This is a genomic window from Spirosoma koreense (assembly GCF_054777875.1).
Window position 1 is genome coordinate 285,197 of record NZ_BAAHAC010000013.1, and the last position, 23,485, is coordinate 308,681.

The 23,485-nt window shown below is 54.7% G+C and carries 17 protein-coding genes; 15 read left to right on the forward strand and 2 right to left on the reverse strand.

Annotated elements, in window-relative coordinates; all coding sequences use genetic code 11:
* Window positions 1–9: 9 nt before the first annotated feature.
* Together ACYVC2_RS13050 and ACYVC2_RS13055 are read right to left on the reverse strand one after the other, a co-directional pair.
* Window positions 10–1,689 carry a TonB-dependent receptor gene (locus tag ACYVC2_RS13050; protein WP_461102867.1) on the reverse strand — a complete coding sequence of 560 codons (1,680 nt, stop codon included), beginning with the start codon at window positions 1,687–1,689 and terminating at the stop codon, window positions 10–12.
* Between the two features lie 84 nt (window positions 1,690–1,773).
* Window positions 1,774–4,842: a tetratricopeptide repeat protein gene (locus tag ACYVC2_RS13055; protein WP_461102868.1), complete on the reverse strand. Its 3,069-nt coding sequence runs from the start codon at window positions 4,840–4,842 to the stop codon at window positions 1,774–1,776.
* A 235-nt stretch (window positions 4,843–5,077) separates the two neighbouring features.
* Between ACYVC2_RS13055 and ACYVC2_RS13060 the strand changes: the two genes are divergently transcribed.
* The 15 genes from ACYVC2_RS13060 to ACYVC2_RS13130 all read left to right on the forward strand — a co-directional run bounded on the left by ACYVC2_RS13060 (window position 5,078) and on the right by ACYVC2_RS13130 (window position 23,422).
* Window positions 5,078–6,940, forward strand: a complete 1,863-nt coding sequence (locus ACYVC2_RS13060; RefSeq protein WP_461102869.1) for a M61 family metallopeptidase — start codon at window positions 5,078–5,080, stop codon at window positions 6,938–6,940.
* 81 nt (window positions 6,941–7,021) lie between these two features.
* The gene (locus tag ACYVC2_RS13065; RefSeq protein WP_461102870.1) at window positions 7,022–8,242 is read left to right on the forward strand and encodes a DUF5009 domain-containing protein; all 1,221 of its coding nucleotides are present in this window, start codon (window positions 7,022–7,024) and stop codon (window positions 8,240–8,242) included.
* Between the two features lie 95 nt (window positions 8,243–8,337).
* A complete protein-coding gene (locus ACYVC2_RS13070) occupies window positions 8,338–9,285 on the forward strand; it encodes a D-2-hydroxyacid dehydrogenase (protein ID WP_461102871.1) in 948 nt (315 codons plus the stop codon).
* Window positions 9,286–9,367: 82 nt separating this feature from the next.
* Entirely contained in the window at window positions 9,368–10,804 is a 1,437-nt protein-coding gene (locus ACYVC2_RS13075; RefSeq protein ID WP_461102872.1) for an enolase C-terminal domain-like protein, read from the forward strand.
* Window positions 10,805–10,998: 194 nt separating this feature from the next.
* Window positions 10,999–13,713, forward strand: a complete 2,715-nt coding sequence (locus ACYVC2_RS13080) for a DNA gyrase/topoisomerase IV subunit A (RefSeq protein ID WP_461102873.1) — start codon at window positions 10,999–11,001, stop codon at window positions 13,711–13,713.
* A 60-nt stretch (window positions 13,714–13,773) separates the two neighbouring features.
* Window positions 13,774–14,139: a VOC family protein gene (locus tag ACYVC2_RS13085; protein WP_461102874.1), complete on the forward strand. Its 366-nt coding sequence runs from the start codon at window positions 13,774–13,776 to the stop codon at window positions 14,137–14,139.
* A gap of 3 nt (window positions 14,140–14,142) precedes the next feature.
* Complete coding sequence (locus ACYVC2_RS13090; protein ID WP_461102875.1) at window positions 14,143–14,838, forward strand: SanA/YdcF family protein; 696 nt, start codon at window positions 14,143–14,145, stop codon at window positions 14,836–14,838.
* A gap of 208 nt (window positions 14,839–15,046) precedes the next feature.
* Entirely contained in the window at window positions 15,047–15,622 is a 576-nt protein-coding gene (locus tag ACYVC2_RS13095) for a DinB family protein (RefSeq protein ID WP_461102876.1), read from the forward strand.
* 86 nt (window positions 15,623–15,708) lie between these two features.
* Window positions 15,709–16,656 carry a beta-1,6-N-acetylglucosaminyltransferase gene (locus ACYVC2_RS13100; RefSeq protein WP_461102877.1) on the forward strand — a complete coding sequence of 316 codons (948 nt, stop codon included), beginning with the start codon at window positions 15,709–15,711 and terminating at the stop codon, window positions 16,654–16,656.
* Window positions 16,657–16,680: 24 nt separating this feature from the next.
* Window positions 16,681–17,097, forward strand: a complete 417-nt coding sequence (locus ACYVC2_RS13105; RefSeq protein ID WP_461102878.1) for an EVE domain-containing protein — start codon at window positions 16,681–16,683, stop codon at window positions 17,095–17,097.
* Window positions 17,098–17,200: 103 nt separating this feature from the next.
* Complete coding sequence (locus tag ACYVC2_RS13110; RefSeq protein WP_461102879.1) at window positions 17,201–18,094, forward strand: class I SAM-dependent methyltransferase; 894 nt, start codon at window positions 17,201–17,203, stop codon at window positions 18,092–18,094.
* 110 nt (window positions 18,095–18,204) lie between these two features.
* Complete coding sequence (locus ACYVC2_RS13115) at window positions 18,205–19,371, forward strand: tetratricopeptide repeat protein (RefSeq protein ID WP_461102964.1); 1,167 nt, start codon at window positions 18,205–18,207, stop codon at window positions 19,369–19,371.
* Between the two features lie 131 nt (window positions 19,372–19,502).
* Window positions 19,503–21,446, forward strand: a complete 1,944-nt coding sequence (gene thrS / locus ACYVC2_RS13120) for a threonine--tRNA ligase (RefSeq protein ID WP_461102880.1) — start codon at window positions 19,503–19,505, stop codon at window positions 21,444–21,446.
* Window positions 21,447–21,618: 172 nt separating this feature from the next.
* Window positions 21,619–22,176: a translation initiation factor IF-3 gene (infC, locus tag ACYVC2_RS13125; protein WP_461102881.1), complete on the forward strand. Its 558-nt coding sequence runs from the start codon at window positions 21,619–21,621 to the stop codon at window positions 22,174–22,176.
* A gap of 202 nt (window positions 22,177–22,378) precedes the next feature.
* Window positions 22,379–23,422, forward strand: a complete 1,044-nt coding sequence (locus tag ACYVC2_RS13130) for a hypothetical protein (protein ID WP_461102882.1) — start codon at window positions 22,379–22,381, stop codon at window positions 23,420–23,422.
* Window positions 23,423–23,485: the final 63 nt, after the last annotated feature.

Below are 23,485 nucleotides of genomic sequence, written 5' to 3' on the forward strand. Positions count from 1 at the left end.
CGGTGGAGATTAGAACGAATAACTGATTCCTCCGAGAAAGTTAAGGCCTTGCGACTGATAATACAAATACCGCTGGTAATTCTGGCTAAAGATATTATTTAACGACACGAACGCAGATACCTGTTTGCCTAGGAAATAGTCAATTTTGACGTTGGCGTCGGTGATGGGTTTCAGGGTGTAGACGACGTTCGTCGTAAAGTTCTTGTTTAAGATGCCCTGATAAAAGTACAAATCGGCCGTAATGAATAATTTTTTATTCAGGATGTACGAGTTGGTCCAGGTGGTGGTCACCTGCGGCCGCCCCCAGGCCTGATCGAGTCGCTCGAGATCGTAGTTGAAAAAGTCGGCTTTCAGGGTCGACCGGAACTTTTCTTTCTGAGCGTACGACAACTGCCCCGACACCGTCAGTACGTTCGCTTTGCCGCCATCGTATAGCACGGCGAACTTCGTGGTATCCGGGATGCTGTTGTTGAAGGTGTAAAAGTTGCGGTAACGGGCGTACGACACTTTCCCTTCGTACGAAAACCCACCGCCGATCGCTCCCTTGGAACCGGCATATACATCCAGCGACTTAATCGTGTTCGCTAGGACAACCTGCGGCCCCAGCCATTTATTTTCTGTCAGTAACGTGCGGAGCGTGTTTCGGTTGATGTCGCCGTCTACACCGGCAAACACGTGTACATTCCCAATCGGCACGGCGTCGATGTCGATCACCGGAAACGCCCGCGTGTCATTGATGCCCTGCCGCTGATCGGTCTGGTTCACGGCATTGATACCGGCCGTAACGGTAAATAAAGAAGAGGTGTACTTAAAGGTAGGCTTCACCCGGAACAGGTTCCGGTTGTCGACAATAGACCCGTCGGTCCGCTGGGTCACGTAAGCGTCGGCGGCTACGAGCGCAAAGAAATTATCGGTAATGCCCAGCGAGGCATTGAAATTAGTACCCCAGTCGGTTTCCGACGCATTAAACAGGTCGTGCAGCGACGTGATGCCCGTCCGCAGCGAGTAATCGATTGTATTTTCGGTCTTCGCATTTTCGATGCCTACCCGGAAATTGATCGTGTTTAGCCGTTGCTTGATTAGGTCCGGATTGAAGGAGGACTGGGCAGCGTATTCACGGCTGTAGCCGTAGAAGTTATACGCGTTACGGTCGAATCCCAGGTCGGCCTGCAGCTTGAACGCATCCGTCAGGTATTTCCCCGTTACCCGAATCCGCGTGTCGCTCTGGCCCGAATTTTTACCATCCACCGGGCCAATGGCCGACGACAGATGCCGGACCGACCCTTCGAGGGCCAGGTTCGAGAGGGTATTCAGGCCCACAAACCCTTCGCCCAGAAACGAGCTGTAATTACCGGCTCCCAGTTTTACGTAGTTGTTATAAGCGCCGGTTTCGTCAGTCTGGGTCGTAGCGGGGGGTAACACCCCAGGCATGATGCGCGGATCGCCGACGGTCAGTTTGCGATCGTCGAACTCGTAGGTCAGCTTCCGTTGCTCGGCCGACGGTTTCACCGACGGGATTTTGTTGAACAACCGGTTGGCGGGTGGCAGGCTGATTTTCCGGCTTTTTTCTACGGTAATTTCCTGGTTGTCGATTTCGCCTTCTTTGACCGGTCGTGCGGGCTTCGGCTGTTCCTGCGCCCAGAGCGTTGCCGACAGCGAAAGAAGGGTGAGGGTGAGGGAGTATCGCATATGAATAATGGAAAATGAATAATGAACAATGGAGAATGAATGGCGCACGTGATGCATTATTCACTATCCATTATTCATTATGCATTAATTCTTTGCTTCCAGCGTTGCCAGCTTTTGTTTCGCTTCGGCAATGATGGTTTGGTCAGATGAGTTTTCGATGATGGAATTCAGAACGGCTTTCGCCTGCGCCGGTTCGTCCAGCGCTACGTTGTTGTCGGAAACCAGCATAAAGGCTTTGCCTTTCCAGTATTCGAACTCGCTAAACTGTTCGTTGAACTTCAGCAGCAACGCAATCGACTCTTTGTATTTTTTCTGCTTATACAGAATCTCACCGAGGTAATACTGGGCTTCGGCACCGTTGACATCCCTGGCGAGTGCAATGGTTTTCTCGAAATCGGTCTGCGCGGTTTTGTAATCGCCTTTGCCGAACGCCACTTTGCCCAGCATCAGCTGCGCCCGGTTCGGCGCGCCTGGTACCACGCTCCCCGTGGCGACAATCTCCCGGGCAACGATGGCCGCCGAATCGGCTTTGGGGTAGGCAAAATACGTGTCCATCAGGCCCAGTTGCGCCGAAACCTGCTCGGGTTTACTGTTGGCCCGGGCCAATGCCACCCGGTAATTACGAACAGCAGCGGGGTAGTTTTTCTGTTTCGCTTCCAGGTCGGCTGCCCGCATGGCCGAGCGGATCAGGTAGTCCGATTTGTTATCGGCGATGATCATGGTATAGTACCGCAGGGCGTTGGCTGGGTCGTTGGTGAGCCGGTACGATTCGGCTACGTAATAGCGGGCTTCGTTGGTGTTCGGGCTGGCCGGGTACTCCTGCATAAACGCCTGTAGGGATTGGATAGCCTGCGCGTATTTCTCGCTGGCGTAGATATTTTTGGCGTTCTCGAACTGAACCCGTTCGATGTCGCTGCTGCCCGGATTGCTTTTCTTATACTGCCCCAGCACCTGCGAAAATTCCTCCGGCCGGCCGGCGTCGCTCAGCGTGTTCTGCAAACCGAGCAGCGCGCTCTGGGCCTGTTCCGAATCGCCGTAATTGTCCAGGATTCGTTTGTAATCGGCCACGGCGGGGTCATACTGCTGAAGGTTGCCATATGCAATAGCCCGCTTCAGCAGGGCTGCCGGTAGCAGCGCACTGTTGGGTTTGTCCTGGATCAGCTTCGTGAAGCCCTGGATCGCCACCTGATAGGCACCCCGTTCGAAATCGACATTGGCTTTCTGAAACAGCGATTCATCCACAAACCGGGAGTTGGGATATTGCCGCTGCACCTGATCGAACTGCGCTTTGGCTTCGGCATCCCGTCCGACGTAGCTTAAAATCACGGCCTTCTGATAGGATGCATAATCTTTATCAGCGGCATTCTGGGCGATGGCCTGATCGTACGACCGCAATGCATTGTCGTACTGCTTCGTAGCGAAATACGCGTCGGCCAGCCGAATGGTGGCATCCTGGACCTGGGCAGCGGTTTCGGGCGACGCCCCCCGGCTCACGAAATCGCGGAAGTAGGGGAGCGCCCGGCTGTAGTCTTTCTTATTGTAATAGGCGTAACCCAGCCCGTACAGACTCCGGCCGGCGTAGGAGCCAGGGCTCTTGGCAATACTGGCGTAGAGCGGGATGGCGGTGTCGTATTGTTTTCCGGCCGAATACGATTCGGCTTTCCAGAACTGAGCCGCCTGCTGGAGATCGGGGTCTACCGGAAATTTAAGCGACTTATCCAGGTTGGCGACGGCTTGCGGATAGCGTTCGGCGTTGAAATCATTGACGCCCTGGTTGTAGGTCAGCCGCTGGTAGGTCGCGTTGATCTTCGGCGTCCGCTTTTTCAGCCCTTCGATGTAGGCAATGGCCGCCGGGTAATTGTTGGAGGCAAAATACGCTTCGCCAACGAGTTCGTTGGCTTCGTTTTCGTACGAACTGTTTGGGTACTGCTTCAGAAACGCGGTCAGTTCCTTCACCGCATCGGCTCCGTTGTTCTGGTCGAGCTGCAGCTTGGCGTGGTTGAAGCGGGCGTCTTCCTGAATCGTCGGATTGAACGACAACCGCGCGGCCTGATCGAAGGCGTTGAGCGCATAAGCCGGGTTCTGCGTTTGCAGGTAGCTGATCCCCAGTGTATAAGCGGCATACTGCGCGGTGGTATCTTTGCCACCCGCCAGGGTCTTCAACTGGGCGATGGCGTCGTTGTAGGCACCCGTCCGGAATAGCGACTGACCGTACCGAAATTTAACCGCGCCGGGCGCTTTGGTGCCGGCCGCCGTCAGGTACTGCCTGTAATACGGAATCGCTTTGGCGAACTGGTTCTGCTGGTAGTATACCTCAGCCGTATACAGCGCTACTTCGCTCATGGCCGCGCCGGTGTTTCGTTTGAGAAGCGGTTCGGTATATGCCAGTAACTCGTCGAACCGGCGCTGGCGATAAAGCGCCTGCGCAATCCAGTTGGGTACCTGGTTCTGGTAGGTCGGGTTTTTTTCGATGCGACGGAAATCGGCGACGGCTTCGTTGAAATTCCGGTTCCGGAAATTGATTACCCCCGCATAGTACGACGCAGCCGGCGCATCCGGGGAGTTGGCGTCCAGTTTCACTTCGTTGAGCAGCGGCAGCGCTTTCTGCAGATTCTGGGTGTTGTAGTAGGAGAGCCCCAACTGGTATTTGTAGGTAAGCTGCTGCCCGTTGCTGCCACCCTGGGCAACGGCTTTCTCCAGAAAATCGATGGCTTTGGCGTACTCCTGACGGTTGTAATAATAGCTTCCCAAATCGCCGTATAACTGCTGTGCTTTAGGATGCTGGCTGTGATTTTTGACGAACCGATCGACGAGCAGTTCGGCACCGGGTTCATCGATGTAGAGGCTCGTCAGGGCAATGTAATACTCGGCCTCGACCGCGTTCTGATCGCCAGTGTTGAGCAGCGTCTGTGTGCCGTCGCCCCGACGGGGTTCCAGGTATTGCCGGAACTCATACCGGGCGGCTGCGTAATTGGCCCGTTCGAAGAGTTCGAGTCCGTTGCGGTAATGATAATCGGGTTCGGCATAGCTCTGGGTGCGCTGGGCCCAAACCGGGCAGGCCATAAGCAGCCCAAGGGCCAGGGAAGAAAAAAACCGACTTGCCGGAAACCGGTTCGGCTGATGTTGCCCCAACAGGGCGATTAAATAGGGCATAGATGCATGCTGTGGTTAAAGGGGTTTACGGTATTGGGCTTTGGCCTACATTTCCTGCTGCGAACGAGACGCGGACCCCCACTCCTGTAAACCAGATACTGTAAACCGAAAACGATAAACCGAAGAACTTAAACTCGAAACTACGTATTCTCTGGATTGCGTTGTAGTTTCGCCAACGGATTGGCAAATTTCACGTCAAATCTGGACAAAAAACGAAAGTACTCCTGTTTTCCGTATGAAAAAAAACGCCTGGCTTCTGTATTTACTTACTGTCTGGCCCATTTTTACCCCGTTCTCATCAACTGCTAAAGCGCCTTTCCCCGATGACGAAAACCCCGCGGCAGCCGCTCCGGGCATAACCTACGTGCTTTCCATGCCCCAACCGCAGACCCATTATTTCGAGGTGGAGATGCAGTTGAAAAATATCGCTTCGCCGACGAACGCAAAAAAAAACGGGTACGTCGACATCAAAATGCCGGTCTGGACACCAGGTTCTTACCTGATTCGGGAGTACGCCAAAAACGTGGAATCCTTTGCGGCCACCGCAGCGGGGAAGCCCGTGAGAAGTGAGAAGATCCGGAAAAATGCCTGGCGTGTCTTCAGCGCCGAGGATAACCTGACCATTCATTACCGGGTATACGCCAATGAACTGACCGTTCGGACGAATTTTGTGGATGCCGATCATGGCTACGTTACCCCCGCCGGTATGTTTATGTACCACGACGCCCTCAAAAATGGGGCCCATCGGGTGGTGGTGCAGCCTTACAAAACCTGGAAGCAGGTGTCGACCGCGCTGACGCCCGTGGCAGGAGCCCCTTTTACCTACGAAGCCCCCGACTTCGATTTGCTCGTCGATTCGCCCATCGAAATTGGTAACCAGCGGACGTTTACCTTTACGGCCTCGAACGTGCCGCATACGGTCGCTATGTTCGGTGAGGTCGATTATGACGTAAGCCGGTTACAGGCCGATTATAAGCGGGTTTGCGAAACCGCTGCGACGGTTGTCGGCGAACATCCCTGCTCGAATTATACCTTCATCGTGCACCATCTGCCGCCGGGGGCCGGTGGGGGAGGCCTCGAACACCTCAACTCGACGACCCTCCAGACGTCCCGGAATGCCTACGCTACGGAAGCTAACTACAAAGGATTTCTGACGCTGGTGGCACACGAATATTTTCACCTCTGGAACGTCAAGCGGATTCGTCCCATCGCCCTGGGGCCTTTCGATTACGAGGCCGAGAATTACACCCACATGCTCTGGCTGTCGGAAGGGGGCACGTCTTTCTACGAAGATTATATCCTGCGCCGGGCGGGTTTTCATACGCCTGAAGCCTACCTTAGCCTGGTTGCCAACGACATCAACCGCATCGAGAACCAGCCGGGAAGCCGGGTGCAGTCGGCCGCCGAGTCGAGCTGGGATGCCTGGATCAAAGAGTACCGACCGAACGAAAACTCGGGTAATACCACCATCTCGTATTACAGCAAAGGCAGCGTGCTGGGGTCGCTGCTGAACCTGGCGATTCTGGCGGGCAGCAACGGTACCCGCACGATGGACGACCTGATGCGGTTGCTGTACAACGACTATTACAAGAAACAGAAACGAGGGTTTACGGACGACGAATTCCGACGCGCGGCCGAGCAGGTCGCCGGTCGCTCGCTGGAAGATTTCTTCGCCATTGGGGTCAACTCGGCCAACCCCATCAACTACAACGCTTATTTTGAACCCGTTGGGCTACAACTGGTCAACGTGGCGGCCAAGCTGCAGGATGGATTTCTGGGCGCGTCCGTATCGGCGGCCAATGGGAAAACAACCATTACGGGCGTCCGGCGCGGATCGGCGGCTTATATTGATGGCCTGAACGTCGGCGACGAAGTGCTTTCCATCGACAGCGTTCGCGTGGGCGATGACCTGCTGAAGCTCGTCGGCAACCGCAACGCCGGGGATAAACTGAACGTCCTCGTCAACCGGGGGGGGCTGGTTCGCCACATTCCCGTGACGCTCGGTCAAAATCCACTGGTGAGCTACCGGCTGGTGCCGCTGCCGACCATAACGCCCGAACAAAAAACGCTGTACAACAAGTGGTTATACATTAAATAGGCGAAAACAAAAACAGGCTCGGTAGATTCCCGGACCTGGTCAGTTTTTAGCTTCAGTCGGTCGCTAATCCACTCTACGTCTATGCTACAACCGGACATCTCCCTCACGCAGTCTTCAATCCGGTCGGCTCAGGCCATTCGGGTCGGGGCCATCGATATCCTGCGGGCCGTTACCATGATCCTGATGATTTTTGTCAACGACCTGTGGTCGCTGACGGGTATTCCCGGCTGGCTGGAGCACGTGCCGCGGGGAGCCGATGGCATCGGTCTGGCCGATACGGTCTTTCCGGCGTTTCTGTTCATCGTAGGGATGTCGCTGCCGTTTGCCATCAACGCCCGACGCCAGAAAGGAGCTACGGACGCTGCGCTGGTGAGGCACGTATTGAGTCGGTCGATAGCGTTACTGATCATGGGCGTGTTTCTGGTGAATGGGGAGTCCATCAACGAAGTGGCTACGGGACTGACGCGCGGTGTCTGGAACATGCTGTCGTGTGTCTCTTTCATACTGCTCTGGAATGCCTACCCGAAAACCGCCAGCTCATGGATCGTCAACGGTAGTAAGGCCATCGGCGCAGTGGTTTTGCTGGGGCTGGCCATCCTGTACCGCGGGGGCGAAGAATCGATCACCCGGTTTGCAACCCACTGGTGGGGCATTCTGGGGCTGATCGGCTGGTCGTACCTGGGAGCCGCGCTGGTTACGGTGTTTGCCCGCAACCGCCTATCCGTCCTGGTGATAGCCTGGGTGGGGTTTGCCGCCCTGAGCATGGCCGATCAGGCTGGCCTGGTGCCCCAGGTGGTTCGGTTGATTCCCAATGCCATCAGTGGCGGAACCCTGGTGGGGCTGACCATGGGGGGCGTGGTCATAGCGACTCTCTTTCTGCACTTTCGGAGCCAGGCCGACGACCGGCAGATGACCCTGGTGTTTCTGGGTATAGCCGCTTTACTGATCGTTTTATCGGTATATACCCGGCCATTCTGGGGCCTGAGCAAGCTGGCCGCTACCCCGGCCTGGCTGTTTCTGTGCAGCGCGTTTACTATTCTGGCGTTTATCGGCATTTACTGGCTGACAGACGTCGGCGGGAAGGCCGGCTGGTTTCGCCTGATCAGACCCGCCGGAACCGATACCTTGCTGTGCTATCTGATCCCGTATTTTGCCTATGGCCTTATGACGCTCCTGAATCTGCATTTGCCGGATGCGGTCCTGACCGGTGGGGTAGGGCTGGTGAAGTCGTTTCTGTTTGCCCTGTCGTGCGCCTGGGTCACGGGGAGGCTCAACGGGGCCGGCATCCGGTTGAAATTATAAGTAATGTATTTTTTTGACAGAATTGACTTGGCTATTTACGGTTGCAATCCTGTCGAAAAACACAACCTAATTGAGTCGATTTTCGTACGTACCGTATGCAGTTATTTGTTCAGAGTACCCTCAGCGATACCCGTAAAGCCGAACTTCGGCAACAACTCCCCCCCGACACCGGCCAGCACCCAATTACGATCGTGCTGCGTCAGGAGTTACCCCCGGCCGAACAGCAGACGGCCTTTCAGGCATCCGACTTCGTGCTGGGAAACCCACCCGCAGCCTGGTTTTCGGACCCACTCCCCAACCTGAAATTCTGGCAGCTGGACTCGGCGGGCTTCGATGGCTACCGGCAGGTGAAACTAAACGCGGCCGTTGCCAACATGGGCGATTATTTTGCCTGGCCCTGCGCTGAAACCATGCTGGCCGGCCTGCTGGGATTATATCGCCGGATTCCCGAACTGGCGGTGCTGCAAAGTCAGACCCAGTGGGTGGGCGCACCCGTCCGGGGACGGATGGACCTGCTCCGGAATAAACGCGTGGTCATTCTCGGAACCGGCACCATTGGACAGGCGGTCCGGCAAATGCTGACGGGCTTTCAGTGTCCGGTGACCATGCTGGCCCGCACCGATCCGCAGGCCGAGCTGCATTCGGTCGGCGATCTGAAAGCCGTGTTGCCCCAAACCGATATTCTCATCAACTGCCTGCCCGGCACGGCCGTCAATTTTGTCTCGGCGGAGGTGATTGAGGCCATGCGCCCTGGTAGCGTATACGCCAACGTCGGGCGGGGCAGTACGACCGACGAACCCGCGCTGATCCAGGCGCTGCAGTCAGGCCAGTTGGGGGGCGCCGTGCTCGATGTCACGGCAAAAGAACCCCTGCCCGCCGATAGTCCGCTCTGGAACCTGCCGAACGTGTTGCTGACCCAGCATACCGGGGGCGGACAACTGGACGAAGATGCGGGGAAGGTCGTTCTGCTGCTCAGAAACCTGACGAATTTTCTGGCGGGCCGCCCGCTCGAAAACCCGGTCCAGTTGGACCGGGGGTACTGAGTGGGCCGCCTGATCAGGCGCCGGGACGGTAGATTCTCCGGTTGTTGGCTTTCCATAAGGTAGCGAATCGGGCACCGACCCCATGAATGATCAGCAACCTGCATCGGAACCTCTCAGCCGCCGGACGTTTATCCAGACGGCGGGGGCCATCCTGTCTCTGGGCGTCGGCCATCGGCCAGAGCTGCCGGAACCGAATGGGCCGCCTGCCCGAAAGCCCCTTTCGGCCATCCGCATCCGGCGGGTCGACTCGAATTTCGAGCGGGAACCCCTGAATCCGTACCGCTTCAAAGGGAGCGCCATTACCGAAAGCTGGCAGGTCGCGTCGCTGCTCGAAAGTGAGTCGGGCATCCAAAAAGTAGGGCTGTGTACCCAGGGTGTGCTCTGGTCGGATGCCAGCGTGTTTGCCGCCCATTCCGAACGGGTTGGCAACGCGCTCATGTACGCCATCAGCGACCGGGCGCTGCAACTGATGAAAGGGCAGTCGTTCACCGATCCGGTTCGCTTACTGGACGATCTGTTGCCGGAAGTATATGCCTATGCCAAAACGATCACCCGCAATCCGGATCTGCGAAAAACCTTCGCCCTCAATGCCCTCGTCAGCGTCGATAACGCAGCCTGGCTGCTGTATGCTCAGGAAAACCGGCTGACGACCTTCGATGAGGTAATTCCGAAGGCATACCGCCCCGGCCTGTCGTACCGGCACGACAAGGTGGCCAGCATTCCATCGTTCAGCGTCGGTACTACGGCCAGCACCATCAAAGCGGCCGCCGACGACGGGTACTTTATCATGAAGCTGAAAACCGGCTCGGCGGGCACCCAGGCCGAGATGCTGGAAAAAGACATCGCCTTCCTGACGGCGGTGCATCAGGCCATCGGTCAGTACGAAACTCCCTACACGAAAAGCGGGAAAATACCGTACTATTTCGACGCCAACGGTCGGTACGAGAAAAAAGAAACCCTGCTCCGGTTTCTGGATCACGCCAGGAAAATCGGCGCCTTCGACCAGATTGCCGTGATCGAAGAGCCGTTTGCCGAACGGAATGAGGAGTTTGTGGGAAATCTGGGCGTGCGGATTGCCGCCGACGAAAGCGCGCATACCGTCGAAGATGCCGCCGTCCGGATACAGCAGGGGTACTCGGCCATTGCCGTCAAGGCCATTGCCAAGACCCTGAGCATGACGATGAAAATTACCCAGCTGGCCTTCGAAAAAGGTATTCCCTGCTTCTGTGCCGACCTGACGGTGAACCCGATTCTGGTAGACTGGAATAAAAACGTCGCTGCCCGGTTGCCGCCGTTTCCGGGCGTCACGATCGGCTTGCAGGAAACCAACGGGCATCAGTACTTTAAAGAGTGGGCTAAATTGCAGCGCTATCACCCCCGGGCGGGCGCTTCCTGGACCCAGACCCAGCGGGGCGTGTATCCGACGGACCAGTCGTTTTATGCCGAGAGTGGCGGGATTTTCCTGCCGTCTCCGCATTACGATCAGCTGTTCGGTCAGCCGTCAGGCGAGGGCAGATGAGCGGGGCCAAAGCCTCCGGAAGTCCTGTGATCCGGAAGCGGAAGGATGGCAGTATTTTGTTGGAAAGAGGCCTTTATTAAGCCAATGGTGCCTTTTTGTCAATTTTTCTTTGTATATTTAAGGAGCCGAACGCTATACGTAACGTTTGGTTCATCCACCTGATTATTGCTAGAAATAGTTGCTACAGAACGTCAATGGTAAACGAAGAAAATGAACAACCAATGGACGCCGAACATCAGCCGCCCGACGCCGAATTTCCGGTCGACGGCATCGAGCTGACCGACGCCATGGAGGCTGATGAACAACCGATCGATACCACCCGTGAAGTCCTCCACGATCAGACGGTCGTGTCAGGACTGTATGAAAATTACTTTCTCGATTACGCGTCCTACGTAATTCTGGAGCGGGCCGTCCCTGCCGTCGAAGATGGGCTCAAACCCGTTCAGCGCCGGATTCTGCACGCCCTCCGGGAAATGGACGATGGGCGCTTCAACAAAGTGGCGAACGTGATCGGGCAGACCATGCAGTTCCACCCGCACGGCGATGCCTCGATCGGGGAAGCTCTGGTCAACATTGGTCAGAAAGAACTGCTGTTCGATACCCAGGGCAGCTGGGGCGACGTCCGTACGGGCGATGGAGCAGCCGCTCCGCGCTACATCGAAGTGCGGCTCTCGAAGTTCGCTCTCGACACGGTGTACAACGACAAGACCACCGAATGGCAACTGTCTTACGATGGCCGCAAACGCGAACCCGTCACCCTGCCGGTCAAGTTTCCGCTGCTGCTGGCGCAGGGCGTAGAAGGCATTGCCGTGGGGTTGTCGACCAAAATCCTGCCCCACAACTTCAATGAACTGATCGACGCATCGATTCAGTTGCTGAAAGATAAACCGGCGACGCTCTACCCCGATTTTCAGACGGGTGGGCTGATCGACGTGAGCAATTACAACGACGGCCACCGGGGCGGGAAGGTACGCATCCGGGCGCGGATCGAGGAACTTGACAAGAAAACCCTCGCCATTCGCGACGTACCCTTTGGGGTCACGACCTCCCAGTTGATCGATTCGATCGTGAAGGCCGCCGAGTTAGGGAAGATCCGCATCAAGGCACCCAGCCGCAACGTGGCGGCCGTGGTCGACAATACGGCCCGGGATGTCGAAATTCTGGTGCACCTGCAGCCCGGCGTGTCACCCGACGTCACCATCGATGCGCTGTACGCGTTTACCGACTGCGAGGTTTCCGTGTCGCCCAACGCTTGTGTCATCATCGGCGACAAACCGCATTTTGTGAGCGTCTCGGACATTCTGCGCGTCAATACGCACCAAACCGTGCAGTTGCTGCAACGCGAGCTCGAAATTCGGCGTACTGAGCTGATGGAACGGTTGCTGTATAGCTCCCTCGAAAAAATCTTCATCGAAAACCGGATTTACCGGAAGATCGAAGAGTGCGAAACCTTCGAGGCCGTGCTGGAAACCATCGACAAAGCGCTGAAACCGTATAAAAAACAGTTTTACCGCGCCATCACGGAAGATGACCTGGTTCGCCTGACCGAGATCAAGATCAAGCGGATTTCCAAATACGACGGCTTTAAAGCCGATGAGCTGATGCGCCGGCTGGAGCAGGAACTGGCCGAAACGGAAGACAACCTGGCGAACATCACCCGGTACGCCATTGCTTATTACAAAGACCTGCAAAAGAAATACGGCAAAGGCCGCGAACGTAAAACCGAGATTCGGGCGTTCAACACCATTGCCGCCAGTGTGGTGGCTGCCGCCAACCAGAAACTGTACGTGGACCGCGAAGGCGGATTCATCGGCTACGGCCTGAAGAAAGACGAGTATGTCAGCGACTGCTCCGACATCGACGAAATCATCGTGTTCCGGCGCGACGGCAAGTGCCTGGTGACGAAGGTGCAGGATAAAGTGTTTGTCGGGAAAGACATCGTGTACGTGTCGGTCTTCAAGAAGAACGACGAACGCAAGATCTATAACATCGTATACCTGGATGGTAAGTCGGGTATTTCGATGGTGAAACGGTTCCCGGTAACGGCCGTGACCCGCGACCGGGAGTATGACCTGACGATGGGGAATCCGAAGTCGAAGCTGACGTATTTCAGCGCCAACGACAACGGCGAAGCGGAAATCATCATGGTGAACCTGACGGCCCAGAGTTCGGCGAAAGTAAAGCAGTTCGATTTCGACTTCGCGACCATTGCCATCAAGAACCGGTCGGCGCAGGGGAATATCCTGACCAAGTATCCGGTGCGGAAAATTACCCAGAAAACCGGTGGGGTCTCGACCCTCGGTGGCGTGGATATCTGGTACGACGAACACCTCGGACGGCTGAACCGCGACGAACGCGGGCGGGCGCTGGGAAATTTCGACGCGAAAGACAGCATCCTGGTCGTGTACCACGATGGGCAGTACGAACTGACGAGTTTCGACCTGACGAATCGCTACGAACCGAATACTATTGCGGTGCTGATGAAGTTCAACCCCGAAACGGTGCTGTCGGCGGTGTATTTCGAAGCGAACCAAAAAACCTGGTATGTCAAGCGGTTCAAGGTGGAGACCACGTCGCTGGATAAGAAATTCAGCTTCATCGGCGACACCAAAGGCTCGAAAGTGCTGGCGGTGACGGCTGACCAGTTCCCGCGGATCGAGATCGTGTATCAGGAAAAAGAACGGGGCCCTCAGGAGAAGATGATCCTGGAGCCCGAAGGATTTATCGACATTCGCGGCTGGAAAGCGCTCGGAAAACCGCTGCCATTCGCTAAAGTGAAAGAAGTGAAACTGCTGGCACCCAAAGCCCCCAAAGAGCCGGTAAAAGCCGCTCCGGTCATCGAAACCGTTGCGGCCGTTACCACGGACAGTGACGAGAAAGAACCGGTGCAGTTGGGATTGTTTTCATAATGGATTCGTCGGGCGGGTGGACCGAAACGGTGAGCCACCCGCCCCATAAGCCATACAAGTATGGAAGGATCGACATTTCTGGGGTTGCGAACGGTAATTTATGCCGCCCCGAACCTTATACAAGCCAAAGAATGGTATACAAAAGCACTGGGCTTTGCCCCGTATTTCGATGAGCCGTTTTATGTCGGCTTTACCGTGGGGGGCTATGAGCTGGGGCTGGACCCAAACATACCGATCGCCGAGGGCAGCACATTAGCGTACTGGGGCGTTCCCGACATTGTTGTCGGGCAGCAACGGTTGCTGACGCTGGGCGCCACCCTACACGCCGAGGTGCAGGACGTAGGTGGGGGCATCAAGGTGGCAGCTGTTCGGGACCCCTTCGGAAACGTACTGGGACTGATCGAAAACCCGCATTTTAGTTTGTAAGCGATGAATACGACCCTGGCTACCGAATACAGCAAAGAGCCTCCGCACGAAGCGGTTGGCGTTCGCGTGGCCAAACGGGTCATCAAAGCCGGGGTAGTCCTGGTTTTTCTGGGGGCCATGATCGTGCTGGTCTGTAACTGGGTGGTGGTGTATAATACCCGCAACCAGACTTACTTTTCAATCGACAAACTACCCGCCAACGACGTGGGGCTGGTGCTCGGAACCAGCAAATTTGTCCGTACCGGTAAGGAAAATCTGTTTTTCCGCTATCGGATGGAAGCAACGGCCCGGCTCTGGAAAGAAGGGAAGGTAAAGTACCTGATTCTGAGCGGTAACAACGATTCGGAATACTACAATGAACCCGTCGACATGCAGCGGGCGCTGCTCAAGCTGGGCGTGCCGGCTTCGGTGATGACCCTCGATTACGCTGGTTATCGCACCTTCGATTCGGTGGTTCGCTGCAAGGACGTCTTCAACCAGGAGAAGATCACGATCATTTCCCAGAATTTCCACAATGCCCGCGCCCTTTACATCGGCAACCATGAAGGCATCGAAGCCATCGCTTTTGCCGCTCAGGACGTTCCCGATGGTTATTCTCTGCGGACCCTCATTCGCGAGTACCTCGCCCGGCCGTACGCCATGCTGGATGTATACGTTTTACGCCCGCAGCCCGAAAAAGGAAATATAGAGCGGAAATAGGCTCATTAACATAGAGTTGCTCTATTGATGAAATGGGACACTAATTTTTTTTCGGAAGACCACCGATCTTGGCGTACCTTTGTAGGCCGGTAGCCTGCCTGCCGGATGGGTATAAAACACGAATTGCTGATTATTAGGAGGTAAAGGCGCAGGGTCCGTTGCGTGACATCGCCAGCTACCGGATCAGCCAGCCTCACTGCTTTGAATTATGGTTTCTAACGACGAACTAATTCGCATCATTGATTTATTGAACACAACCTATGAGGGAGAAGAAGCCTGGCACGGCCCGTCGCTGGTGGATGTGTTGCGGGGGGTAACGCCCGACATGTCCGGGCGTCGCATCAGTTCGAATACGCACAGCATCGCCGAACTGGTGTTTCACATGACCAGCTGGCGGATTTTCTGCGTCAAGAAAATGCAGGGCGATCCGACGTTCGACATTACTACACCCGATAAAAACTTTGGGGCGCTGCCCGATAAAATTGACGATTTCGAATGGGAAGCCCTGCAGATGGAGCTGAGTTTGAGCCAGGAAGAACTCATCAACGAACTCGACAAGCGCGATGACGACGAGTTTCTGGAAGACATCGTTCCCGGCCGCGACTATACCTACTACGACATGCTGCACGGGATTATCAACCACGACATGTACCATACCGGGCAGATCATGATTCTTCGGAAAGCGCTCAGCTTCAAAGGAGCCGGCTCCCCCTATCAGGACGACGATGACATCGACGAATACGGCTCGTCTTATGGTAGTCCGGAGCACGACGATTATTATTGAGCCACCGGGCACGGGCCGCAATCAGGCAGAAGTGGGCTTCAGGACAGAACCATCCATTGATTCATGGGTAAACACGTAGATAGAAAATGAGCGGTGGAGACAGCACCATTCGGATTGCCTATTTGATCACGGTTCATAAAAATCCGGCTCAGGTTGGCCGGTTGCTGAAGCGGCTGTACTATCCGGGATGTCATTTTTTCATTCACGTTAGTGCCAATGCCCTGCTGGCTCCGTTCAGCGCGGCCGCGGAAGGAATTCCGGCGGAAGCGTTGCACTTCACCCGAAAACGAATGCGGATTCGGTGGGGCGACTTCTCGCTCACGGCGGCTACCCTGGATGGTCTGGCTGAGATATTAAACGCCAATCTGGAGCCCGACTTTATTTTTTTGTTGAGCGGCCAGGACTACCCGTTGACTACGAATCAGGCATTGCTGTCGTTTCTGGAGCATCACATCGACCGCAATTTCGTGCCCTGCCATGCGCTGACTGAGCCAGGGAATGACCACCTGGTGGAACGGCTGAATACCTATCGGATACCCCTCTGGTCGAATAAAGTGCTAACCTATCCGAACCCGGCTCCTGATTCGCCGAAGAAAAAAATCCTCGACCGGGCTTTAGCCTATAGTCGTCTGTTGCCAACCCAGCGGCCGACACCCCTGCGCTATACCCCTTACTTCGGGTCGAACTGGCTGCGGATCAAGCCTACTGCCGCCCGCTACCTGCTGACTTTTCTACGCCAGCACCCGGCGTTCGTTTCGTATTTTCGTTACGTGCTGGTTCCCGAGGAGTATATTTACCAGACAATTCTGGCCAATACCGACAATACCGCCCTGCGGGAAAGTTTATATAACGACAATTTTACCTATGCACACTGGGACCGTCCGCCCGAACTGTATCCGATACCACTCGATATGAGTGACAAAGAGAATCTGATTCATTCGGGGAAATTTTTTGCCCGTAAGTTCGACGAAACCCACGATACGGCGATCCTCGACTGGCTCGATGCCGGCTCGGGCATCGAGCCGCGTGCATAACGAAACCGCAAACAACCGATCGGCTTGAATTACTGGCTCGTCAAATCAGAACCCGATAAGTACGGGTGGCATCATTTTACGGAACAAACCCGCGCCGTCTGGGATGGGGTGCGCAACTATCAGGCGCGTAACAACCTGAAAGCCATGCAACTGGGTGACCAGGTGCTGTTTTACCACAGTGTGACCAATCCGGGCATCGTGGGCCTGGCCAGGGTCGTTCGGGAAGCGTATCAGGATCCCACCGTGCCCGACGATGCCCGATGGGTCGTTGTCGAACTCGAACCCCTGCTGGCCCTGGCCCGTCCTGTTTCGCTGACGCGCATCAAAGCAGAGCCGCTACTGGCTAATATGGGCCTGATCCGGCAGTCACGGCTGTCGGTGATGCCCGTCCGGCCCGATGAATTTGAATTGATTTTAACAATGGGAGCGGATAAGGAATGAATAATGGATAATGTACAATGAATAGTGAATGATGATGGTTTCTCTCCCGACGGCCATTGATCATTGTTCATTATCCATTATTCATTTCTTATCCGCCAACGCTATGGCTGCTATTCAACTGATTACGCCCAAACCCTGGGCGGCTTACGAACTGATCGACTCAGGAAGGTTTCAGAAACTCGAACGCTTCGGTGACTTTGTGTTGTCGCGACCCGAACCGCAGGCCATCTGGGATAAATCCCTGTCGGATGCGGACTGGGACCGGAGGGCACACGCTATCTTCCGACGCGACCGACAATCGCCCGAACGGGGCGACTGGCAAACTACGCCGGACATGCGCGATCCCTGGTACGTCAGCTTTAAGCAGGATGGTTTGAACCTGAAATTTAAACTGGCCCTGACGACCTTCAAACATGTCGGCTTGTTTCCGGAGCAGGCCGATAACTGGTTGTACATTCACGACAAACTCAACGCGATGTCGGCCCATGTATCCCGTCCCCGGGTGCTGAATCTGTTTGCCTATACCGGCGGGGCCTCGCTGGCCGCCCGGCAGGCGGGGGCCGAGGTAACCCATGTCGATGCTGTGAAACCCGTCATTAGCTGGGCGCGGGAAAACATGGACCATAGCGAACTGGACAACATCCGCTGGGTCGTCGACGATGCGGTCAAATTCGTTCGGCGCGAGGTTCGCCGGGGCAATCAGTACAACGGAATCATACTGGACCCGCCCGCCTACGGTCGTGGCCCGGATGGCGAGAAATGGGTGCTGGAGGAACACCTGAACGACCTGCTCAAATCCTGCGCCGACCTGCTCGACCGGACGGACTTTTTCTTCATCATCAACCTGTACTCGCTCGGCTTCTCGTCGCTTATTCTCGACAACCTGATGCAGCAGACCTTCGGTCGGGTGCCCAACCCCGAATGGGGCGAACTGGCCCTGATCGATCAGGCGCAGAAACCCTTACCTTTGGGGGTGTTTTATCGGTTTGCGTCATGAAAATGGTTGATCGGCGAAAGAGCAAACGAGGAGAGGAGTCAATTGCAGAAGTGAAAAAAGCCAGTGTCAGCTACCCGCTCATGCGCTTATGTGCACTTGTCCCTGTCGTTATGCTCGCTGTCCTTGGATGCACCAACGAAAACCGGCAGATGGCCCGGATTCCGGATTATCCGAAACCGGGTGACAGCAGCCGGGTAGAAAGAGCTTTCCGGGCCCTGACGCGGGCCATCAATCAATCGTCGCCTGCCTCGGCTTACGCCAAACGGGCCGTAATTCTGCTGGCTATGGGTCGGGTGACCGACGCGCTGGCCGACATCGACGAAGCCATCAGCCGAAACGACAATGCCGGAACGTATTACCTGACGCGGGCCCAGATTCTACGGACCCTTCAGCAGCCGGAAAAAGCCCTGCAGAATGCCCAACGGGCCGAGATTCTGGGCGTCGATACGCCAGAACTTTATACCTTGCAGGGCGATCTGCTACAGCAGCAGAATCAGTTCGACAAAGCGCGGCTGTATATTACCAAAGCCCTGCAGATGGCTCCGTATGATGGAGAAGCGTATTTTTTTAATGGGCTGATGGCTGCCCGGCTGGGCGATACCGTGCAGGCCCTTTCGCACTACGAGCAGTCGCTTCGGCTCAAGCCCCGGTATCTGGAAACGTACACCCAGATGGCTTCCATTTACCGGGCGTTGCGGAATCCGGAAGCCGCTTTGGCATACACCGATCGGGCGCTGCGGTATTTTCCGGACAACGCCCGGCTCTACTACGGTCGCGGACTGATTTACCATTCGGAGCGGAAACTGGACAGCGCGATGGTCTGTTATCAGGCAGCAGTGCAACGACAACCTACCTATTACCAGGCTTATTTTCAGGCGGGGCTGATCAACCAGGCTTACCGACGGTATTACGCAGCGCTGGCCGACTATCAGCGGGTGCTGCAACTCCGGCCCCAGTTTCCGCGTATCGACACGTACATCGGTTACTGTCATGAACAGGTAGGGCAATACGATCTGGCCATTGCCGCTTATACGAAAGCCAGGCAGCAAAACGCGACCGACCGGCAGGCAGCAGCTGGATTATGGCGCTCACAACGACGACAAAACTCGCAAAACTCCTTATTTTTGCCGGAAACGCCCGCCGAGCCGCTGAATACGGCCCGGAGCCGAACGCAACTGGATACCAGCCGGGTTCGTATTTCGCCCATCCAGCCCAAAGCCAGGATGTCGATCGGCACCGGCGACTCGCTGCGACGCAGCGTGAAACCGTTGAATTAATGGATAATGTACAATGAATAATGTACAACGGGTATGTGATCACGTGCATTGTTCATTATCCATTATTCATTAAAAATTAAGTGGCTTACAGTTGTAGGTAAGCTGCGGGTACCCATATAACCAAATAACCCATGATTGCGCAGGACGAACAAATCCGCGTGACGTTGCCCGACGGCAGCGTTCGGCCGTATCCCAAAGGCAGTACCGGCCTCGATATTGCCGCTCAAATCAGTGAAGGCCTGGCCCGGAATGTGCTGGCCGCCAAAGTCAATGGTACCGTGCAGGATGCCACGCGTCCCATCGATGAGGATGCCAATGTGCAGTTGCTAACCTGGAACGATCCCGAAGGCAAAGCCACCTTCTGGCACTCGTCGGCTCACCTGTTGGCCGAAGCCCTCGAAGCCCTGTATCCGGGTGTGAAGTTCGGCATCGGACCGGCCGTCGAAACGGGCTTTTATTACGATGTGGACCTGGGTGGGCAGCCCTTCTCGCAGGAAGATTTTAAGAAGGTGGAAGATAAAATGCTGGAGCTGGCTCGCCAGAAGCAGGCGTATATCCGCACACCCATGAGCAAAGCCGACGCCATCGCGTATTTTGAGGAAAAAGGGGACCCCTATAAACTCGATCTGCTCGAAGGCCTGGACGATGGTACGATTACGTTCTACACACAGGGTGCTTTTACCGACCTCTGCCGCGGCCCGCACATTCCGAACACGGGTTTTATCAAAGCCGCCAAGCTGATGAACGTGGCCGGTGCGTACTGGCGCGGGAATGAAAAGAATAAACAATTGACCCGGATTTACGGAGTAACCTATCCCAAGCAGAAAGAGCTGGACGAATACCTGTTCATGCTCGAAGAAGCCAAAAAACGGGATCACCGCAAGCTGGGTAAAGAGCTGGAACTGTTCGCGTTTTCTGAGAAAGTAGGGGCGGGGCTACCCCTCTGGCTACCGAAAGGAACCATGCTGCGCGAGCGGCTGGAGAATTTTTTGCGTCGGGCGCAGGTTCGGGCCGGGTATTCGCCCGTGGTGACTCCGCATATCGGCAGCAAGCAACTGTACGTAACGTCGGGGCACTGGGAGAAATACGGCGAGGATTCGTTCCAGCCGATCCGGACCCCCGACCCAAACGAGGAGTTCCTGCTTAAACCCATGAACTGCCCGCACCACTGCGAGATTTACAAAACCCGGCCCCGCTCGTACCGGGATCTGCCATTGCGGCTGGCCGAGTTCGGCACCGTGTATCGCTACGAGCAGTCGGGTGAGCTGCACGGGCTGACGCGCGTGCGTGGGTTTACGCAGGACGATGCCCACATCTTCTGCCGCCCCGACCAGGTGAAAGACGAGTTCATGAAGGTGATCGATCTGGTGATGTACGTCTTCAAGTCGCTGGGCTTCAACGATTATAGTGCACAGATATCCCTGCGTGACCCCGAGAATAAGACCAAGTATATCGGGTCTGATGAGCTCTGGGAGAAAGCCGAGTCGGCTATTATCGAATCGGCGGCTGCAAAAGGACTGACGACCGTAACCGAACTGGGTGAAGCGGCTTTTTACGGACCCAAACTCGATTTCATGGTGCGCGACGCGCTGGGCCGGAAATGGCAGCTGGGAACCATCCAGGTCGATTACAACCTGCCCAACCGGTTCGAGCTGGAATACATCGGAGCCGATAACCAGAAACACCGGCCCGTGATGATTCACCGGGCGCCGTTTGGGTCGCTGGAGCGGTTCATTGCGATTCTGATCGAGAACTCGGCGGGCAATTTTCCGCTCTGGCTCTCGCCCGACCAGATCGCCATTCTGCCCATTTCGGAGAAGTACGAAGCTTACGCCAACGATCTGTTTTTTACCCTGCAGGAGCATGATATCCGCGGATTCGTTGACCTGCGCGATGAGAAAATCGGCCGGAAAATTCGTGACGCCGAAGTGGCAAAAGTACCTTATATGCTCATCGTTGGGGAAAAAGAAGCCGCGGATGGCAAGGTATCCGTTCGGCGGAAAGGCCAGGGCGACTTAGGTAGTCTAAGCGTAGAGGAATTCATCAAAACCTTTCAGACCGAGATCAAGGTTTGAGTGAGGAGTCGTTAGTCGATAGTTGCCAGTGATCATACGGGCGACTATCGACTGACGAAACTTGACTATAATCAGTATTTTCAATACTTTACCGAACTTTTTAACACTCGTTATGTTATCCAAGCGACTTTAAAAAGTCTGTTTTTAAAAATCGTTACACTAAACATTATCTATGGCATTACCCCAACGCAGACCACCCCGTCGCGTGGTTGAAGAACCCTATAAAGTCAATGAGCGCATCCTGGCCCGTGAAGTGCGGGTGGTCGGTGAAAATGTAGAACAGGGAATCTACGACATCAATAAAGCACAGGCCATGGCCCGAGCCCAGGCGCTCGATCTCGTGGAGGTCTCGCCCAATGCAGTGCCGCCGGTCTGTCGCATTGTGGACTACTCCAAGTTCAAGTACGAACAAAAGAAAAAACAGAAAGAGATCAAGGCCAACGCTACGAAAGTCGTCATTAAGGAAATTCGGTTCGGTCCGAACACCGACGATCACGATTTCGAGTTCAAGCTGAAGCACGCCATCAACTTTCTCAAAGAAGGAGCGAAGGTAAAAGCGTACGTCCAGTTTGTGGGTCGGGCTATTGTTTTCAAAGATCGCGGTTTCCAGCTGCTGGAGCGCTTTTCCAAAGGGCTGGAAGAATACGGCAAAATTGAAGCTGAGCCTAAGCTCGAAGGCAAGCGGATGAGTATGTTTCTGACACCGAAAGCCGCTCCGGTCAAAAAATAAGTTATCTACTTTATTATCGTCTAATCTCGGGTTGTTCTGCTACGGTGGGGCAACCCGAGTTTTTTATGGTTACTTTCGGGCTTTGAAAGAATATTTTCGGACCTTTCTGTGAACAAGATAGTATTCTTTACGGATGAAGGACTTACATATAAATTTAATAGTATTGCTCAAAATTAAACTTACTTATTGTTCAGCTTTATTTATGTCAAATTTTCAGTTCATTACTGTCTGCAACACCCTTCGGATAACAATTTTAGGTGCAATAATGGGTCTATCGATGGTGGCCTGTACAGATCATACCGAACCATCCCAAACGACTCAAACCTGTCGAATTGCCAGTATAGTCAGTGACGCTGACCAGGAAAACTGGGAATACACAGCCGATGGCCAGCTTAAGACGTATCGGTCCTTAAGAAATGGACAAATAGCCTATACGTACGATGCCAATCAGTTCATGGTGAGCAATACAGTTACTGATATAACCGGTGCTGTACAGCGTACGAATACCTTCGAGTACATAGATAATCGTTTGACGAAATGGTTCATTAAAGGCCCTACGGGTAGTATAGTCGGAAGCCGGGTACTTGAATATGATGGATCAGGTAACCTGAGTCGTTATGTCGATCTGGATGGTTCCGTTAATAACACGTATACGTTTACAGGCGATCAGTTGATATCACAAACGTTTGCGTTGATAGACGTAAATGGAAATCCGGTGGATGGAAAAACGGGATATACCTTTGAAAATGGGCGGCTGATAATGATCCGCGAACCCGATGGGCAAACGACAACCCGACTTTTTGATGCTCAGGGGCGTGTAGTTCGTTCGGAAACGAAAGCTGCTGATACCTTAAACAGATACTACACCTCCGAATATACAGATGGTAAATCTGTGTACGAAGCCTACGTATTACCAAAAGGATGGCCTCGGGTTTTACGCTATTATCCGGGTATCAGTAAAGAATACCTGTCACCAAATGCGTTGGTTGAATTAGGGTTAGATACAAAAGTAGAAATATACGGTAGCGCTAGAATCGTGCCGCTAACCAAAAAAACTTATGAATCAATAACCAATTACGAAAAGACTGGTAATGGATTTCCAAGTAAAAAATACTCGGTTAGTTCCGGGGAAACGTATTTAGTAAGTTACGGCCCAAACTTCAAGCCAATAAATATTATCGCTACCCCTTTCTCCTCCACGAACACTACGACGTATACCTATACTGGCTGTCAGGAACGGAAGTAATGCCATCAAGGGTACTTAAACTCATGTATGACGAACCGTTAGACGAAAAACTCGGATATTATG